The following is a 13678-nucleotide window of genomic DNA, read 5'->3' on the forward strand; positions in this document are numbered from 1 at the left end:
GGCGTCATGATGGCAGTGCAGGTTTGAAGGCGCAGCGTGGTAGCGATGGCTCAGTGCAAAGTCCGTCATGTAGACCGAGCCCGTCGTAGGGTGGAATCCCCCGAAGGGGCATTCCACCATTGGTCGATCAAGCAAGGTATTTGAATTTACCCGTCCTTCTGAAGGCAAAGACTAAGCGCCAGTGCTACCCAAGCCTTGGTCGGTGACGCAACACGGTTGCACTGCATTGAAAGCAAGCCGGGAGTCCGTGCTGGCGGCCAACGGGGATGGGCTTGGCGATCACGATCGGTGCAATGCCCCTGCGGGGTATTGCACCCTACGACGGTCTGCCACACCATGCATCGCCAACAATCACATGAAATTCCGCAAGGCCATCACCGCCCATACGCAGCACTGGGTCTTCATTTCCTCGCTGATCGTCCATCAATACTGCTGATCGCTTAGTCGAAATAGCGCCAGATCAAACCGCCTGAACCGGTTGCGATCTGTCAAACACCGGCTTGCCCACGCCGCGACACTAGCGCCTGCGACGGGCACAACAAGCCACATGCAGTCGCATTCCACATCAACTACATCAGGAGCAATTCGATGAACGCAATCATGCAATTTCTGAAGGAAGAGGACGGCGCCGCCGCTGTCGAATACGGCTTGCTCGTCGCGCTGATCGCGGCCGTGATCGTGACGGTGGTGGCGACACTGGGCACGCGGGTCAAGGCCGGCTTCACCACAGTGTGTAATGCGCTGACCGGCGGATCAGGCGCCTGCACCTGAACACGCATGGGTCCGGCATGCCGGACCCGGTCCGAACAAGGGAAACGGACATGACTGCTTTTCTGCTGCTTTCCGGCCTGCTGCTGATCGCAGTGGGCCACGACTTCCGGCATCGCCGCATACCAAACAGCCTGGTCGCCGCCGGCATGCTGGCAGCAATGGCCTGCGCTGGCGCGCCTGATGGCATCGGGCTGCAATTGGCGCTGGCCGGCATGGCCTTTGGGCTGCTGTCATTGCTTCCCCTGTATGCGCTGGGCGGGCTGGGCGCCGGCGATGTGAAGCTCATGGCCATGGTCGGCGCTTTCATCGGCCCGCAGGCAATGCCCCTAACACTGCTGGCTACCTTGATTGCCGGCGGTGTGCTGACGCTGGCAGTGACGCTGCGCCGGGGAACGACACGGCGGATGCTGCATAACGTGCGCGACATGCTGTGCAGTGCCTGGTGGCGACTGGCATGCCGCCAGATGCCCAGGATAGACCCGGTGCCGGCCTCCGCCGGCAGGATGCCTTATGCACTCGCCATCGCCAGCGGCGCATGGCTGCAGTGGATGCTGGCCGACAGCAGCCTGGCGGCCCGGCTGGCCCTGTATTGAGCTGGCCTTGTACCGAAGCCGCGGCGCAAGCCGATCTGAAGGGAACAGCATCATGAGCACAACCTTACGCAGCCTGCTTTCCGTTGGCATTGCCTTGCTTGCGGCATTGGCCGCGGTGCTGCTGGCGGCACGCTGGAGCGCCCGGTCCGCGATCGACATGCGTCAGATCGCGGTGGCGACAGCGGAAATCCAGCCGGGCACCCGCCTGCGGCCGGACATGCTGCAACTGCTGCCATGGCCGGCCGGCAGCCTGCCGCCGGGCACTTACACGGCGCTGTCGGCGCTGGACGGACGCGTGACGCGTGTTGCGCTGGCGCGCGGCGAACCGGTGCAGGAAACGAGGCTGGCCCAGCCCGGCGCCACGGGAGGCCTGTCGGCGCTGGTGGCGCACGGCAAGCGCGCGATGACGGTCAGGGTCAACGACGTGGTGGGCGTCGCGGGCTTTGCCTTGCCGGGCAATTTCGTCGATATCCTGGTCAGCACGCAGGATGAGCGGCGCGCCCCGGCCGAGCGTGAGCTGGCGATTTCCAAGCTGGTGCTGGAGCGCATCCTGGTGCTGGCAGTGGCGCAGGAAGCGGGGCAGGGGGATACCCGGCCCAAGGTGGTCAACGCCGTCACGCTGGAAGTCACGCCGGCAGAGGCCGAGCAGCTGGACCTGGCGCGCAGCGTGGGGCAGCTGTCGCTGGTGCTGCGCAACCAGGTGGATCTGGCGCCGGCGCGCACCCTGGGCGCCACCAAGCAGACCCTGCTGAAAACGGCAGCGCCTGCGCCCGTGGTCAAGACTACTGTTGTCGCGCCGAGGCCCGAACGGCCTGCGCCGGCGCAGCAATGCCAGCAGGTGTTTACCGGAGCGGGGCCGCTGGTGCAGTGCTTTTGATGCAGCGGTCAACCTGCCGGCCCACTGGCTGAAGCGATGTGGAACATGCCGGTCCGATCGCCAGCCTGCCTGTCTGCGGCGTGAGACAAGCAGGCGATGCCTACAGCAGGCTGTGGCGCCGGCCGCGCGCAGCAATAACGCCTGGACGACTGGCTGCCCGCCGCTGTTTCCCGGGCATCGTTGCGCCGCTGAATTCAATAGGTGACCTACCTTGCCGTCACCCTGTTGGCATCAAACTCCCTTTGCGCGAAAGACGTTCCAGTGACTTTGCCGTGATGCCGCATGGCTTTGCCGGCTCCGCATGAAGGCCGGCAGGCCTGCCATCTGTCCGTCATGCCGCCGGCCCGCTGCCATGTCGTTCAGCAGCGACTGAGCAATGCCAATGTCGCATGCGATCGTCCTTTGCAGTCTTCCTTCATGAGCCAGTACGGCGATTTTTACATCGCTGACAGGCTGGCTTTACTGCCTATCGATCACCTGACCTAGCGGCAAATCAAGCTCCCGGAAGGCCTTGTTCTTTATCAAGCCTGCGCCATGGGGGATGCACACACTGGCGCCTGCCGTCGTTCAAGTGCGTTGTCTCCCAGCCTGAAGAAAGGATATTGATGCAACGTCGACCGTCATGTTGTCGCCTGCCTGTTCTGGCCCTGCTGCTGGCGCCGCCCTGGGTGCTGGCCGCGCCAGCCGCGCCGGGACAGGCCCAGCAGCCGGCACCCCGCGTGCAGGCTGCGCCACCCTGCATCGGCGAGATGGATACGGCTGCCCCGCTCAGCGTGGCGCAGGGCAAGTCGCTGATGCTCGACCTGCGGCGCCATGGCATGCCGTCGCCGGCCTGGCTGCGCGCCGTGGGCGATACCGACGTGCTGCAACTGGAGCCGACTGCGTCGGCAGCGCCGCGGGCCATGTTCTTCCTGTTCGGTAAAAAGGTGGGCGCCACCAACCTGCTGTTCCAGAACGGGGATGGCAAATGCGGCTGGGTTGAAGTGGCCGTTGGCATCGATGCCGGCGCGGTGGAAGCCAGGCTGCGCCAGCTGCTGCCGCATGAAGCCGGCATCCGTGTCGGCGCGGCTGCCGACTCCCTGGTGCTATCGGGCCTGGCAAGCGACGCTGCCGCGGCCGAGCAGGCGCTGCTTGTCGCGGAAGCCTATGCGCAGCGCGGCAATGCGGCTGCATCATCGGGTAGCGGCACAGGCAATGCCCGCGTGATCAACCTGCTGTCCATCGCTTCGCCGCAGCAGGTGATGCTGGAGGTGAAGGTGGCCGAGGTCTCGCGCAGTCTGCTGGAGAAGCTGGGCGTGGATGTGGCGCTGGGACGCGGCCGCGGGAACTGGTCCACCAGGCTGGCGGCGCAGTTCGTCACGGGCGCCAATGGCACGCTGGGCATCGTGAAGAACAGTGGCGAGTTCATCAGCCTCGATGCGGAGAAAGGCGACGGCCTGGTGCGCATCCTGGCCGAGCCCACCATCATGGCTGTCAGCGGCCAGGAAGGCAGCTTCCTGGCAGGCGGCCGCATCTTCATCCCGGTGGCGCAAAACAGCATCAATGGCACTGTCACCCTGGAAGAAAAGGAATTCGGCGTCGGCCTGCGCTTCACGCCGACCGTGCTGGGCGGCGGCCGCATCAATATCCGGGTGGCGCCCGAGGTTTCCGAGCTCTCGCGCGAAGGTGTCGGCCTGTCGGCCCGCGGCACCGGCGGCAATGCGGTGCTGCCGCTGCTCACGACCCGCCGCGCCAGCACCACGGTGCAACTCCAGGACGGACAGAGCCTGGCCATAGGCGGACTGATCCGCGACAACCTCACGCAAAACATCAGGGCCTTGCCAGTGCTGGGGGAGGTGCCGGTGCTAGGGGCGCTGTTTCGCAGCAGCGATTTCCAGAACGACCGCAGCGAGCTGGTCTTCATCGTCACGCCACGGCTGGTGCAGCCGCTGCAGGCCGATGCGCCGCTGCCGACCGATGGCCTGCGCATGCCGAGCCGGGCCGAGTTCTTTTTGGGCGGGAAGATGGAAGCCGCGCCGGCTGCCACGTCCGCCAGGGAGTAATCATGCACAAGCGCTTCCTCGCCCCCGTGCTGCTGTGCTGCGCTGCCTGCGCGCCGGTGGCGCCGCAACTTGACAGCCGCTTCGGCAGCAGCGTGCGCGGCCTGATGGCGCAGCAGGCGCTGCCGCCGACGCCGGCGGATTCCGCTGCCGATATCGGCATCGATGGCGCGGCGGCCCGCGGCGCGTTGTCACGCTATCGGCAGTCATTCCAGAGCCAGGCTCCCGCGCCTTCGCCACCAGTGTTCTTCCAATCCGTTGGTGGCGGCAATGCCAGGTGAGGACGCGATGAACGGATTGCGCATTGCCATCATTTCCCCCAGTGCGCGGCAGATGGAAAGCCTGCTCGCGCTGCTGCCGGCCGGCATCCACGCCAGCGCCTATCACGGTACGCTGGCCAGCCAGGCCGCGCATGCAGCCCTTGGGGCGCCAGATCTGCTGGTGGCGGATCTGGCCGATGGCGCCGCATCCGATGCGCTGCTGCCGCTGCAGGCCTGCGCCGGGGTGCCGGTGCTGGCATTGTCGCTGCGGCAGGATGCCGAATTCCTGCTGGCGGCCATGCGCGCCGGCGTGCGCGAGGTGCTGCCGCTGCCGCCCGATGGCCAGCAACTGCGCGCTGCGCTGGAACGGGTGGCCGGCATGCGCCGCGTCCGGCACAACGCGCGGGGCAAGCTGCTGGCCTTCGTTTCCTGCAAGGGCGGCAGCGGCGCCACCTTCCTCGCCGCCAACCTGGCTTATGCACTGGCGGCGGCGGGGAGCCGCACGGCTCTGCTGGATTTCAACCTGCAGTTTGGCGATGCCCTGCTGTTCCTGTCCGACCGTGCGCCGGTGCGCACGCTGGCCGACCTGGCGCATGCGCATGAGCGGCTGGACGCCACCTTCCTGGCTGCCAGCATGACCGAGGTGGGGCCGCTCTCGGTGCTGGCGGCGGCGCAGGACCCGGCACAGGCCGCCGACATCCTGCCCGATCATCTGGCGTCGGTGCTGGCGCTGGCGCGCAGCCGCTATGACCATGTGGTGGTGGACGTGGGCCGCAACCTGGATGCGCGCAGCCTGCGGGCGCTCGACCAGGCCGACCTGATCTATCCAGTGCTGCAGATCACCTTGCCCTTCATTCGCGATGGCCGGCGCCTGCTGGAAGTCTTCGGCGGGCTTGGTTATGGCGCCGAGAGGATCAGCCCGGTTGTAAACCGCCATGAAAGGCGCGGCGACATTGGCATTGCCGAAGTCGAGCAGACGCTGGGCATGGCGGTGGCGCGAACGATACCGAATCACTATGCAGCTGCCGCGGCGTCGGTGAACCAGGGCGTGCCCATCATCAGGCTGGCGGGCAGGAGCCCGGTCAGCCGGGCGCTCAGGCAATGGAGCGCCGGCTTCATCGAAGTGCCGGTTGCGCGCAGGCGCTGGATGCCGGGATGGAAGCGCAGCTTCGGCTGAGCGGGGCGTTGTCCTGCGATCAGCATTCTCTGCCGCGAGCATGGTCAGGCAGCAGCGTCGTCAATGAAAGAAAAGGAGAGCCATGATGTCATTGCGTCACCGTCTTGAATCGGGCCTGCCGCTTGCGCAGGGGCCGGCCACCGTCTCGCACGCCAATGATGAGCTCAGGGCCGGCCTGCATCGCCAGTTGCTGGAGCGGATAGACCTGCGGGCGCTGGAGGCGCTGCCGCAGGCCGAGGTGTCGGCGCAATTGCGCTCGCTGCTCGATGACATGCTCACAGCCGGCCATGCCGGCCTGAACGAGGCCGAGCGGCGCCTCCTTCTGCGTGACATCCAGCATGAGATGTTCGGCCTCGGGCCGCTGGAGCCGCTGATGGCCGACCCGTCGGTGTCGGACATTCTGGTCAATGGCAGCAGCCGCATCTATGTCGAGCGGCATGGCCGGCTGGAGCGCACCGCTGCGCGTTTCCAGGATGATGCGCACCTGATGAAGATCATCGACAAGATCGTCTCGCGTGTGGGCCGCCGCGTCGACGAGGCCAGCCCGATGGTGGATGCCCGCATGGCCGATGGCTCGCGGGTCAATGTGGTGATCCCGCCGCTGGCCATCGACGGCCCCTGCCTGTCGATACGGCGCTTCGCGGCGATGCCGCTGACCATGGTCGATCTGTGCCGTAGCGGCAGCCTGACGGCGGCCATGGCGCAGGTGCTGGAAGGCCTGGCCAGGGCGCGCATCAATCTGCTGGTGTCGGGCGGCACCGGCAGCGGCAAGACCACGCTGCTCAACATCCTGTCCGGCTTCATCGATGAAGGCGAACGCATCGTCACCATCGAAGATGCCGCCGAGCTGCAGTTGCGGCAGCCGCATGTGGTGCGGCTGGAAACCCGCCCGCCCAGCGTGGAAGGATGCGGCGAGGTCACGCCGCGCGCGCTGATGCGAAATGCGCTGCGCATGCGGCCGGACCGCATCATCATGGGCGAAGTGCGCGGCGCCGAAGCGGTGGACATGCTGCAGGCGATGAATACCGGGCATGACGGCTCCATGGCCACTATCCATGCCAACGGTCCGCGCGATGCGCTGACGCGCCTGGAAAACATGCTGGGCATGGCCGGCATGCAGCTGTCGCCGCGTGCGGCGCGGCAGCAGGTGGCGTCGGCGCTGACGGTGGTGGTACAGGTCGCGCGGCTGTCGGATGGCCGCAGGCGCGTGGTCAGCATGCAGGAAATCACCGGCATGGAAGGCGACATGGTGACCATGCAGGAAGTGTTCGGGTTCCGGCAAACCGGCGTGGCCGCTTGCGGCGCGGTCGAAGGCAGCTTTGCGGCGGCCGGGATCTATCCCCGCTTCTGCGAACGTCTGCAGGCCCGTGGCGTGGCCTTGCCGGCCGCGCTGTTCGCCGCCGCGTCACGGGAGGGCGCATGAGCAATGACGATCTGGTATTGGGCCTGACGGTCTTCATCGTGGTGCTGATGCTGATTGAAGGGCTGCGCACCAGCCTGGCGATGCTGGACGACGCCATGCCGCCATCGGCCCGCCTGCGCGAGCGGCTGCGCGATGCCGGCCCGCCGGGCCGGCAGCCGGGCGGCTCCATCGTCAGGCCGGGCATGCTGGCGGACGCGCGCCTGCTGCGCCAGTGGCTGTCGCGCTTTGCCTTTGCCGGCGCGGTCGAGAGGCTGCTGGCGCAGGCCGGCATGCGCATCAAGGTTGCGCCCTTTCTGCTGCTGACGCTGGGCCTGGCGGGGCTGCCTTCGCTGCTTGCGCTGCACCGCCGGCGCAGGCGCCTGGCGCGGATGGAAGCGCAGTTGCCCGACGCGCTGGACCTGCTGTGCGGTGCGCTGCGCGCTGGCCATGCGCTGCCTTCGGCCCTGCGGCTGGTGGCCGACGACAGCGAGGCGCCACTGGCGGACGAGTTTCGCATCCTGGTTGACGAGGTGGGATACGGCGCATCGCTGGCCGACTCGCTGCGTCGCATGGCGCTGCGCAATCCGGGCGGCGATATCGGCTGCTTCGTGGTGGCGGTGCTGATCCAGCGCGACACCGGGGGCAATCTCACCGGGCTGCTTGCCGGCATTGCCGCCCTGGTGCGGGAGCGCCAGAAGCTGCGTGGCCAGATCCGCGTGCATACGGCCGAAGCCAGGTTGTCGGCATGGATACTGGGGCTGCTGCCTTTCGTGCTGGCGGCCGGACTGCATCTGGCGCATCCGCAGTTCATGAGCCTGCTCTGGACCGATGACGCCGGCCGCGCCCTGCTGATGATTGCACTGGCCATGCTGGTGGCCGGCATGTGCTGGATGCGTGCGCTGGTGAGGAGCGCGTCATGACCGGCGCTGGCCATGCAGGCGCCATGCTGGCGCTGTTTGCGGCGGTGTTCGCCGTCATCTGGCTGCTGGCGAGACGCATGCTGCCCGGTCCCGCGGCTTGCCGGCTGCGGCGCATGCGTTCGGCCGCGCCGGGCGGCACGGCGCTGATCCGTCGCAAGGAGCCTGGCCCAAGCCCATGGCGGCGCCTGCGCGACCGGCGGCGCCGACGGGCATTGGCGCAAGCCTTTCCGGACCTGCTGGACCTGCTGGTGGTGTGCCTGGAAGCGGGCCTGGGCATCGATGCGGCAATTGCCCGGGTCAGCACCGACATCGTGGTGCATGCGCCCGAGCTGGCGGCGGAACTGGAGCAGGTCTCGCTCGAACTGCGGGCCGGCGCCGGCCGTCAGGCGGCATTGCGCGCGATGGCGCAGCGCACCGGTCTGCATGAGCTGCAGGCGCTGGCCGCGGTGCTGGCGCAGGCCGAACGCTTTGGCACCGGCGTGGCCGCATCCCTGCGCCAGCATGCGGCCGAGCTGCGGCTGCGTCGCCGCCAGCTTGCCGAGGAAAGGGCGGCCAGGCTGGCCCTGAAGCTGCTGTTCCCGCTGATCTTCTGCATCTTCCCCTCACTGCTGCTGGTGCTGCTTGGCCCGGCGTCGATCCAGGTGCGCCAGGCGCTGCTGTCGGGGCCGGCATCATGAGGCGTGCTGCCCTTGCGCCGGCTGTGCGCCAGACGCCATGCAGCCGCGGCGGCACACTGGTCGAGTTCGCGCTGGTGGCGCCCGTGGTCCTGCTGCTGTTCTTCGCGATACTGGAACTGGCGATCCTGTTCTGGGTCAGCCTGACCATGCAGCATGCGGTGCGCGAAGGCGCGCGCCTGGCCGTCACCGGCGCCGGCGGCGCGATGCGCGAAACGCTGGTCATGCAGCGCGTTGCCGAACAATCGATGGGGCTGCATGTCCTTGTTCATCCGGTGCTGCATGTCAATGGCATGGCGGCGCCGGTTGATGGCACCAATCCGCCAGCCGGTATCTTCGGCGCAGGCGGCGGCATGCTTCTGCTGCGCCTTGATTGCAGCTGGCCGGTCGCCACGCCGCTGCTCAGGCCCATGCTGGGCGATGCATTTCGATTCAGCGTGGCCGCCAGCATGCGCAACGAGGCCTTCGAATGAGGCGCCGGCCCGCCTGCCTGCAGCGCGGCGCCGCGGCCATCGAAGCGGCATTGCTGCTGCCCTTTCTGGTGCTGCTGGCGCTCCCGGTGGCCGACCTGGCACGGGCGCTGCAGGCCCATCTGGTTCTGGTGGCGATCAGCCGCGAGGGCGCCAGCATGGCCTCGCGCGGCACCGGGGCGCTGGGGGCGAGCAGCCAGGCCATGATGAACATCCTGGCCGCAAGCGCGCCGCCACTGGACCTGCGGCGTGACGGCATGTTGTTCGTCACCCGCGTGATGGGAAGCGCCGGCGTGCCGCTGGCGCTGGAGCAGTACCGCTGGCTGGCCGGTGGACTGGACACGCGCGCCGAAGTTGCGCGTTGCGCTGGCTGGGATGCCGATGGCGGCTGTGCGGTGCCGATGGGCATGGCGCTGCTGCCTGGCGACGGCGCGCCGGACGATGGCGAAGTGGTGCATGCATTCGAAGTGCGCTACCGCTTCCGGCCCTGGTTCCCGCTGCTGCCTGGCCTGGAAACCGAGATGCATGCACTGACCCTGTTCTGACGCCATGCGCCACCTCATCCGCCAGTCGGCGCAAGTGCTGCCCATGACCGCGCTGTTGCTGGTGCTGCTGGTTGGGGCCGTCGGCATGGCGCTCGACTCCGGGCGCGCCTATCTGGTTCGCGCGCGGCTGGCGGCGGCGGTCGATGCGGCCGGGCTGGCCGCGGCGCGCGCCGTGACCCGCGGCGAGGACGCGGCCAGCCGCAAGGCCAGCGCAGTGGCGGCGGCAGGGCGCGCATTCCGGGCCAACTATCCCGACGGCTATCTCAGTTCCACGCCGCAGCTGCGCACGCCGCAGCTGTCCTTCGAGCAGGGCAGGGTGCTGGTGGACACCAGCGCCAGTGCGTCCCTGCCGCTTGGGCTCACAGCGGTCATGGGCTTTACCGGTATCGATGTCGAGGCCAGCGCGCAGGCAATGCGGCGCGACCTCGACCTGGCGCTGGTGCTGGATGTGTCAACCTCGCTGGCGCCCGTGGCGCAGCAGGTAAGGGATGCCGCCGTCCTGTTTCTGGAGCGCTTCAGTCCCGACACCGACCGCGTGGCGCTGGTTCGCTTCGCCTATGGCGCCGTGGTGGACATGCCGATCCGTACGGGTCAACGCGGATTCGACCGGCCCGCCATGCGCCGGCAACTGCAGGCGGCGCAGTTCTCGGGCTATACCAATTCGGCGGAGGGCCTGTGGCAAGGGCATGCGCAGTTGAACAGCGTGCTTGCCACGCAGCGCTCCAGCCTGCGCGTGATGGTGTTTTTCTCGGACGGCGTGCCGACTGCTTTCGCCTCCCGCTTCGGTGTGGCGGCGCCTGCCGGCTGCGACGTCGCCGGCGTGCTGGTCAGTGATATCGATGGCGTCAGCGTGCGCGGCCTGTGGCGCATGGACCGGCAGGAAGAGCCGGTCCCCGGCTGCGCCGCGGTGACCCTGTCGCCGCAGGCGCTGCCACCGTTCTACAACGCCCATGGCGAGCGCGCCGACCTGCCGGTGGCGGGCGGCGCGCCGCGCAGCGTCGGGGCGAGGCCAAGCTGGATCAATGTCAACCGCGCCGCGCGCAACCTGGCCGAAGCGATGGCCGCGCGGGCGCGGGCCGACGGCATCCATGTCTATACCGTCGGCCTGGGGCCGGAATTGCTGCAGTACGGCGGCGCCGACGGCGAAAGCGGCAGCGACATGCTCAAGTGCATGGCCAACAGCGCCGATGCGCCGCTGCGCTGCCGGGCACCGTCGCAGCCGGCCGGCGTGCATTGCCATGCGCGCGATGCTGCCGAACTCAAGCCCTGTTTCGCCATTCTTGGCGCGGAGATATTGCGGCTGACGAAGTAGGGCTGGCCTGGCCCCGATACGGCCGGCCTGACGCGCCAGGAAGCGGGATGAAAAAAAGCCGCCTTGCGGCGGCTTTCCTGTTGGTGCCTGAATCCGGTCAGATGTTTTCCAGGAAGGTCTTCAGCGTGTCGGAACGCGACGGATGGCGCAGCTTGTTCATCGCCTTGGCCTCGATCTGGCGGATGCGCTCGCGGGTCACGTCGAACTGCTTGCCCACTTCTTCCAGCGTGTAGTCGGTCGACATTTCCACGCCATAGCGCATGCGCAGCACCTTGGCTTCGCGCGGCGTGAGCGAGTCCAGCACCTCCTTCACCGCATTGCGCATCGAGGCATGCAGCGCCGCGTCCACCGGGGCCAGCGTGTTGTTGTCCTCGATGAAGTCGCCCAGCTGGGTGTCGCCATCCTCGCCCATCGGGGTTTCCATCGAGATCGGCTCCTTGGCGATCTTCATCACTTCGCGGATCTTGTGCTCGGGCATGTCCATCTTCTCGGCCAGCGTCGCCAGGTCCGGCTCGCTGCCGGTCTCCTGCATGATCTGGCGAGAGATGCGGTTCATCTTGTTGATGGTCTCGATCATGTGCACCGGCACCCGGATCGTGCGCGCCTGGTCGGCGATGGCGCGGGTGATGGCCTGGCGGATCCACCAGGTCGCATAGGTCGAGAACTTGAAGCCGCGACGGTATTCAAACTTGTCCACCGCCTTCAGCAGGCCGATATTGCCTTCCTGGATCAGGTCCAGGAACTGCAGGCCGCGGTTCACATATTTCTTCGCAATCGAGATCACCAGACGCAGGTTGGCCACCGTCATTTCACGCTTGGCCTGACGGGTGCGCATTTCGCCGGCCGCCATCTGCTTGTTGATGCGGCGCAGTTCCGGCAGCGGCAGCGCGACGCGCTCCTGCAGCGCCACCAGCTTGGTCTGCAGTTCCTTGATGGCCGGCACGTTGCGGGCCAGGACCACGCTGTACGGATGGTTGCCGGCGACTTCGCCGTCCACCCATTCCAGGTTGGTCTCATTGCCCGGGAAGACCTTGATGAAGTGGGTGCGCGGCATGTTGCAGCGGTCCACGGCCAGGGCCAGGATCTGCTTCTCGATATGGCGCACTTCATCGACCTGGGCGCGCAGCGTATCGCACAGCGCTTCCACGGTCTTGGCGGTGAAGCGCATGCCCAGCAGTTCATGCGAGATCACTTCCTGCGCCTTGGCATAGGCCGGCGAGCCGTAGCCTTCCTTGGCGGCGGCGCGGTTCAACTTGTCGAACTGGGTGCGGATCGTGGCGAATTTCTCCAGCACGCTCTTGCGCAACTGGACCAGCTGTTCGCCGGAGAAGGTCGAGGCGCCGCCGGCGTTGGCGGCGCCGCCGCTTTCCTCTTCTTCGTCGTCTTCCAGTTCGTCGTCCTCGTCGTCCGACTCCTCATCGCTGGCGGCTGCGACTGCGGCGGCCGGCGCCGCATCTGCGCCGGTGGACAGGTCGACCAGGTCGTCGACGATGTCGTCGACCTTGATCTCATCCTTTTCCAGGCGCTCGGCAGCGGCGATGATTTCCGAAATCGTGGTCGGGCAGGCGGAGATGGCCTGGATCATGTCGCGCAGGCCGCCTTCGATGCGCTTGGCGATTTCGATCTCGCCGTCGCGCGTCAACAGGGGCACCGCGCCCATCTCGCGCATGTACATGCGCACCGGGTCGGTGGTGCGGCCGAAGTCGGAATCGACGGTCGACAGCGCGGTGGCGGCGGCGGCCTCGGCTTCATCGTCGCTGGCGACGGTGGCCACGTTATCCGACAGCAGCAGGGTTTCCGCATCCGGCGCCTGCTCGTAGATCGCGATGCCCATGTCGTTGAAGGTGCCGATCATGGTTTCGATCGCTTCAGCGTCACCGACGTTGGTCGGCAGATGGTCGTTGATCTCGGCGTAGGTCAGGAAGCCGCGCTCCTTGCCCAGGTTGATCAGGGTGCGGATCTGCTGCAGCCGGTGCTGGATTTCCTCTTCGGTCGCGCCGTCGTCGTCCTTGCCCGCCTTCTTGCGGTCCTTGGCCTTGCTGGCCGCCTTCAGTTCGGCACGCTCGACCGCGTTCAGCGCCGCGACTTCATCGTTTTCGGGCGTGAACTCGGACGGCTTGCGGCCGCGGCGGCCCGGCACCTTCACCGAAGGCAGCACATAGCCGGAGGTGTCGATCGCGGCCAGCGCGGCGGCGTCAGTGGTCTGGCTGACCACGGGCGCGGTGCTGCGCGGCTCGGCGGCCGGCTGCTGCGGCTTGGCCGCTTCCACCTTCGACACCGTCTTGGCCGACACTTTCTTCACGGTGGCCGGACGTGCGGCGCCAGCCGCGGCTGCAGCCGCCGGCGCCTCATTACCCTGCGCCACCGGCGCGGGCGCCGCGGCTTCCGGCTGGGACACCAGGCGCGAACGCTTCCTGACCACCGTCACCGGCGCCGCGGTCTGCGCGGGATCGAGTGGTTCTACCAGCGTGGCTTTGGGTTGCGCCGCGGTGGTCGCGGCCGGCTTGACGGTTTTGGCGGACAGGGTAAGTGTTTTCGGGGTATTTTTCATTGCGTCGATATCAGGTCGGACAAGACTTGCGATTTACGTAATTGCATCAGCGCCCGGCATTGCGCTTGAACACATGCGGGTCATGCG

Annotated in this window: 13 protein-coding genes; 12 read left to right on the plus strand and 1 reads right to left on the minus strand. The window is 67.4% G+C overall.

The genetic code is table 11. From position 1 onward, the window contains the following. Positions 1-588 precede the first annotated feature (588 nt). The 12 genes from IGW04_RS02600 (at position 589) to IGW04_RS02655 (ending at position 11040) form a co-directional block, all read left to right on the plus strand. Positions 589-771, plus strand: coding sequence for a Flp family type IVb pilin (locus IGW04_RS02600; protein ID WP_194711473.1), 183 nt, complete (start codon positions 589-591; stop codon positions 769-771). Positions 772-821: 50 nt separating this feature from the next. Next, positions 822-1364: an A24 family peptidase gene (locus IGW04_RS02605; protein WP_194711474.1), complete on the plus strand. Its 543-nt coding sequence runs from the start codon at positions 822-824 to the stop codon at positions 1362-1364. Positions 1365-1416: 52 nt separating this feature from the next. Beyond that, positions 1417-2241: a Flp pilus assembly protein CpaB gene (gene cpaB / locus IGW04_RS02610; protein ID WP_194711475.1), complete on the plus strand. Its 825-nt coding sequence runs from the start codon at positions 1417-1419 to the stop codon at positions 2239-2241. A 605-nt stretch (positions 2242-2846) separates the two neighbouring features. Continuing rightward, positions 2847-4283: a type II and III secretion system protein family protein gene (locus tag IGW04_RS02615; RefSeq protein ID WP_194711476.1), complete on the plus strand. Its 1437-nt coding sequence runs from the start codon at positions 2847-2849 to the stop codon at positions 4281-4283. A 2-nt stretch (positions 4284-4285) separates the two neighbouring features. Then, positions 4286-4561, plus strand: a complete 276-nt coding sequence (locus IGW04_RS02620) for a hypothetical protein (RefSeq protein ID WP_194711477.1) — start codon at positions 4286-4288, stop codon at positions 4559-4561. A gap of 7 nt (positions 4562-4568) precedes the next feature. Next, complete coding sequence (locus IGW04_RS02625) at positions 4569-5717, plus strand: AAA family ATPase (RefSeq protein ID WP_194711478.1); 1149 nt, start codon at positions 4569-4571, stop codon at positions 5715-5717. Positions 5718-6060: 343 nt separating this feature from the next. Beyond that, entirely contained in the window at positions 6061-7140 is a 1080-nt protein-coding gene (locus IGW04_RS02630) for a CpaF family protein (protein WP_407672030.1), read from the plus strand. Continuing rightward, a complete protein-coding gene (locus tag IGW04_RS02635; RefSeq protein ID WP_194711479.1) occupies positions 7137-8039 on the plus strand; it encodes a type II secretion system F family protein in 903 nt (300 codons plus the stop codon). Before IGW04_RS02630 ends, IGW04_RS02635 begins: the two co-directional genes overlap by 4 nt. Then, the gene (locus tag IGW04_RS02640; protein WP_194711480.1) at positions 8036-8716 is read left to right on the plus strand and encodes a type II secretion system F family protein; all 681 of its coding nucleotides are present in this window, start codon (positions 8036-8038) and stop codon (positions 8714-8716) included. The genes IGW04_RS02635 and IGW04_RS02640 overlap by 4 nt, the downstream gene beginning before the upstream one ends. After that, positions 8713-9186, plus strand: a complete 474-nt coding sequence (locus tag IGW04_RS02645; protein ID WP_194711481.1) for a TadE/TadG family type IV pilus assembly protein — start codon at positions 8713-8715, stop codon at positions 9184-9186. The genes IGW04_RS02640 and IGW04_RS02645 overlap by 4 nt, the downstream gene beginning before the upstream one ends. Continuing rightward, on the plus strand, positions 9183-9728 hold the full coding sequence (locus IGW04_RS02650; RefSeq protein ID WP_194711482.1) for a TadE/TadG family type IV pilus assembly protein: 546 nt from the start codon (positions 9183-9185) through the stop codon (positions 9726-9728). The genes IGW04_RS02645 and IGW04_RS02650 overlap by 4 nt, the downstream gene beginning before the upstream one ends. A gap of 4 nt (positions 9729-9732) precedes the next feature. Then, complete coding sequence (locus tag IGW04_RS02655; RefSeq protein WP_194711483.1) at positions 9733-11040, plus strand: vWA domain-containing protein; 1308 nt, start codon at positions 9733-9735, stop codon at positions 11038-11040. A gap of 97 nt (positions 11041-11137) precedes the next feature. On the opposite strand, the gene rpoD is transcribed toward IGW04_RS02655, so the two are convergent. After that, on the minus strand, positions 11138-13591 hold the full coding sequence (gene rpoD, locus IGW04_RS02660; RefSeq protein WP_194711484.1) for an RNA polymerase sigma factor RpoD: 2454 nt from the start codon (positions 13589-13591) through the stop codon (positions 11138-11140). Positions 13592-13678: the final 87 nt, after the last annotated feature.

The sequence above is a fragment of the Noviherbaspirillum soli genome, from assembly GCF_015352955.1.
GTDB classification, from domain to species: domain Bacteria; phylum Pseudomonadota; class Gammaproteobacteria; order Burkholderiales; family Burkholderiaceae_D; genus Noviherbaspirillum_A; species Noviherbaspirillum_A soli.

Excerpts from the sequence above, each read along its gene's own strand:
- IGW04_RS02600 (WP_194711473.1), top strand. The coding sequence starts at position 589 with ATGAACGCAATCATGCAATTTCTGAAGGAAGAGGACGGCGCCGCCGCT.
- IGW04_RS02605 (WP_194711474.1), top strand. The coding sequence starts at position 822 with ATGACTGCTTTTCTGCTGCTTTCCGGCCTGCTGCTGATCGCAGTGGGC.
- cpaB (WP_194711475.1), top strand. The coding sequence starts at position 1,417 with ATGAGCACAACCTTACGCAGCCTGCTTTCCGTTGGCATTGCCTTGCTT.
- IGW04_RS02615 (WP_194711476.1), top strand. The coding sequence starts at position 2,847 with ATGCAACGTCGACCGTCATGTTGTCGCCTGCCTGTTCTGGCCCTGCTG.
- IGW04_RS02620 (WP_194711477.1), top strand. The coding sequence starts at position 4,286 with ATGCACAAGCGCTTCCTCGCCCCCGTGCTGCTGTGCTGCGCTGCCTGC.
- IGW04_RS02625 (WP_194711478.1), top strand. The coding sequence starts at position 4,569 with ATGAACGGATTGCGCATTGCCATCATTTCCCCCAGTGCGCGGCAGATG.
- IGW04_RS02630 (WP_407672030.1), top strand. The coding sequence starts at position 6,061 with ATGTTCGGCCTCGGGCCGCTGGAGCCGCTGATGGCCGACCCGTCGGTG.
- IGW04_RS02635 (WP_194711479.1), top strand. The coding sequence starts at position 7,137 with ATGAGCAATGACGATCTGGTATTGGGCCTGACGGTCTTCATCGTGGTG.
- IGW04_RS02640 (WP_194711480.1), top strand. The coding sequence starts at position 8,036 with ATGACCGGCGCTGGCCATGCAGGCGCCATGCTGGCGCTGTTTGCGGCG.
- IGW04_RS02645 (WP_194711481.1), top strand. The coding sequence starts at position 8,713 with ATGAGGCGTGCTGCCCTTGCGCCGGCTGTGCGCCAGACGCCATGCAGC.
- IGW04_RS02650 (WP_194711482.1), top strand. The coding sequence starts at position 9,183 with ATGAGGCGCCGGCCCGCCTGCCTGCAGCGCGGCGCCGCGGCCATCGAA.
- IGW04_RS02655 (WP_194711483.1), top strand. The coding sequence starts at position 9,733 with ATGCGCCACCTCATCCGCCAGTCGGCGCAAGTGCTGCCCATGACCGCG.
- rpoD (WP_194711484.1), bottom strand. The coding sequence starts at position 13,591 with ATGAAAAATACCCCGAAAACACTTACCCTGTCCGCCAAAACCGTCAAG.